The organism is Pseudoalteromonas sp. MMG012 (assembly GCF_018100875.1).
Lineage (GTDB): Bacteria > Pseudomonadota > Gammaproteobacteria > Enterobacterales > Alteromonadaceae > Pseudoalteromonas > Pseudoalteromonas aurantia.
Map to the genome: position 1 here is coordinate 1 of NZ_JAGJEF010000146.1, position 3,297 is coordinate 3,297.

Annotated in this window: 4 protein-coding genes; 1 reads left to right on the top strand and 3 read right to left on the bottom strand. The window is 37.2% G+C overall.

Annotation, left to right across the window (positions count from 1 at the left end):
* Positions 1-177: 177 nt before the first annotated feature.
* Positions 178-768 (bottom strand): hypothetical protein, encoded by a 591-nt coding sequence (locus J8L97_RS22510; RefSeq protein ID WP_211052943.1) that lies wholly within the window; start codon positions 766-768, stop codon positions 178-180.
* A 486-nt stretch (positions 769-1,254) separates the two neighbouring features.
* A complete protein-coding gene (locus J8L97_RS22515; protein WP_211052945.1) occupies positions 1,255-1,518 on the bottom strand; it encodes a helix-turn-helix transcriptional regulator in 264 nt (87 codons plus the stop codon).
* A gap of 363 nt (positions 1,519-1,881) precedes the next feature.
* On the opposite strand from J8L97_RS22515, the gene J8L97_RS22520 reads away from it, so the two are divergent.
* Complete coding sequence (locus tag J8L97_RS22520) at positions 1,882-2,172, top strand: hypothetical protein (RefSeq protein ID WP_193522245.1); 291 nt, start codon at positions 1,882-1,884, stop codon at positions 2,170-2,172.
* A 391-nt stretch (positions 2,173-2,563) separates the two neighbouring features.
* Here the strand turns inward: J8L97_RS22520 and J8L97_RS22525 are convergent, their stop codons facing one another.
* The gene (locus tag J8L97_RS22525; RefSeq protein WP_211052947.1) at positions 2,564-2,821 is read right to left on the bottom strand and encodes a hypothetical protein; all 258 of its coding nucleotides are present in this window, start codon (positions 2,819-2,821) and stop codon (positions 2,564-2,566) included.
* Positions 2,822-3,297 lie beyond the last annotated feature (476 nt).

Below are 3,297 nucleotides of genomic sequence, written 5' to 3' on the forward strand. Positions count from 1 at the left end.
TCTGATCGTACCAAACCAAAGAAGTTCAATGATTTAGGAAACAACGTCTATTTATTAATTTAGCTAAAATTGAGTTTAAAGGACTACTTTTCGTCTTTGATTAATTGATAGGAAGCTATATAAATATAATCATAAAGAAGCTTATATAGAAGCTTCTTTATGATGTAAAAGGAAGTTTTAAACAGTTAGTTGAGAACCTTTTTCTTTAATTGACAAAATCATCATCGTTGTTAAAGCACCCAAAGTAAGGGCCCATATAACATACGAAACTGAAGGATAGATGTCATAAAAAAACTGAAAGTCAAATTGATAGATATTCCTAAATGTGTTCTCTATCAATGCCGCAAAGCAATTCAACGCTGACAAAATAAAAAACCAATGGAAAAACGTATCAAAGTGAGTTAGCGAAATATTCGAAGAGCTAGATATTTTTCGAGATATCTGCACTCGAAAAATAAATATTATCACTGCAACCAAACTAATAATTAGTTGCATACCAAAAATTAAAGCGCCCTGCATTAGGTAACCTCGATCTCCAGCAACCAAATCAATCACTCCAAACTGAAAAATAATATACTCTAATCCATTAATTAAGATCAAGAAAAGTGAAATATGGGCTAGATTTATATTCTTAACAATCACTCCAAATGTTAAGCTAAGTAACAAAACACCAATGTATAGAGGTACTGAATATTGAGGTTCCCATAACTTAATTAAATACGCCGAAAAACCAATAACAAGCAGCAAAACGAAGTAAGAAGCTTTCATGGAACGAAACGTCCTCTTTCAAATCCAAGTTTATTTACGTTACAAGCTATTTTATTCAAAGCTTCAGATTTAGGTTTCGCCGGTCTGTACGGTCCACTACCACCAACTTTTTTACAACATTCGACCGATAGTTTTTTCATTCCTTACCTCTTTCAATACTTAGTAGTGTAATTTGATTGCTATCCATTTCTTCGTATACAGCCTTAATATCTGAAATAACAGTATTTAATACAATCTATCCACACGCATTAGATTTAAAGTAGTACACAATTGCTGACGTTTTATACATATGAATCTCGTATCATCTATTTTTTCAGCAATACCCATTTTAGTTATTAGCCTTTTAAAACTCTCATGGAACAACAGTAGTCAAAGAAGGCTCTGTCTTATTCATGTTTACAACTATTCTAGCTGATGACTTGGGTTTGGCTGGTCTATAAGGGCCACCACCACTAATTTTTTTGCAATATTCGAACGACAAATTTTTCATCCTTTACTCCTTTCTGTACTTGATTTTGTAGTTTTACTACTATCCACTTTTTCACGTACTATCTTAACTTGTGAAAGGACAGTGCTTGTATCAATCTTGCAATAATAAAACCATGAAAACAACTCCCCTACACGAATTTGGCTCACTCCAAGTTCATAATTGCTGATCGTTTTACGATCTAAACCCAGCTTTGCTGCCATCTCTTTTTGAGAAATTTCGGCATTAAGGCGCATAGCACTTAAATCATCACCATTTATCACATCCTTTTTTCCTTTATGTAGCGACAGGGAAATTTACATTAATACATACACCCCCTTAACAAGATAATATAAAGTATAAAAATAACCTTATAGACATGTCAATTATTTTACATACTGAACTTGCAGATTTTATAATTGAAAATCAGCGTGTTAATTTCCCTAAACTCCCAGCCTGCCGACTGCCCTTTGGTTCCTGAACTGCGTAATCTTCATGATCATAAATGCGATTACACGGTGCGTCAGTTACAGAAAGTAATCTTCCTCAAAGAAGCCAAAGATTTAGACCATCATGCAAGAATGTAGGTATCGCAAGAGCTTGGCCACAGCCGCATCGATATAACAAACAGCTACCTAGGTTAAGTTATGAGTCAAATGGAAAAGTGGATAAAAGAAAGAACCCATGTCTACGTTCGACACGGCGGCAAAACCGCACGGCGAGCAATGGTGAAAAGGTTAATCAACATCCTTGAAAATATCGCGCAAAACGAAAAAGGTGTTAAATCTCCGCCTCAAGTCGGCCGAGCACATATCCATCGATATTATGCTAGGCACTCTCACCTAAGCTCAACGACACTGCGCGATCACCGGCTGGCATTAGAACTGCTTTGGGAGCTGCTGAATAGAACCAACAAACCACCTTTCCCTATTATCTAGAGCGACTTGTCACGATAGAGCCCGAGCGTAGCTAAAAAGTTGCTTGTTAGATTAATTGGTTTATCAGGGGGCTGGCAGCATTATCGGCATTACTATCGATATGTGTCAGCCCAAGCTTATGCGCTATAGCACCATCGTTGAAAGGGCTAATCATCAAGGGGCACGCCCCTTAATAATCCCATTGTTTATTCAAAAACACAGTTCCATCTTGATTGCGGAGTCAAAATACTCGTTTTTCTATCTACAAACTCATTTTAAGCTTAACAAATAAAAATATTTATTAAGGCGGAGCCAACTCTCAAACAACTCATATGCAAATATAGCGATTGTGTGGCAACGTGGGGGCAGCTTGCGTCCCCAGTTGTCCACATGAGCGTACTGAAACGTTCAATTACCAGTCACTTTCTTCAGCTCGCTTCTGTGCTAGCTCTAGTACATCATCATATGAGTAAGCTGAGGTATAAAAAGCATGCTCCCAATGAGGTGGAACTTCATTCATGGAGATCTCGTATCCATGCTCTTCTAACAATATGAGCAAATGCCCTCTTTGGCTTCTGGAAATTGACCCATTCCAGTAGATCCCATTCTCTTCAATATCGTTAATCGCCGCGTCTAATAGATGTTCTCTCGCATTTTCTTTTAAATTCATAACAGCCTCGCTGTAAAGTGATTTGTGTTTAAGTTAATTACATGCAGGTACAAATAGCCAAATTCAAGGCATAAAAGTGCCTAAATCAGATGAACTAATTTGTAAGTTAAAAAGCCCGAAAGCTTGGTTTTTAGATGTGAGTAGATCTCACTGGTATGACAAAGCCAAAGGCTCTGTTTAATGACGCGATGACCGATGTCTCGCTATTGTTGGAATCATGTTTAGAGTGTCATAACGCGCACATAAGCTCAACAAATAATTTCCCCTCTTTGTTCTGCTTTGTTTAACGTGGAGTTTAACACCGCGTCACTACCCCTTGAAAAGGGGAGTGACGCGGTTAAAGATCACTTGTCTCTTCACACCAAATTCTGAGTTACAGACCAAAAAGTGTACTAGTCTAAAATGAATAACTTCATAAATTTACAAACTTGGGATGGTATGCCAAAAGAAAAATGTAGGAAAGAAAAGCTATCGAT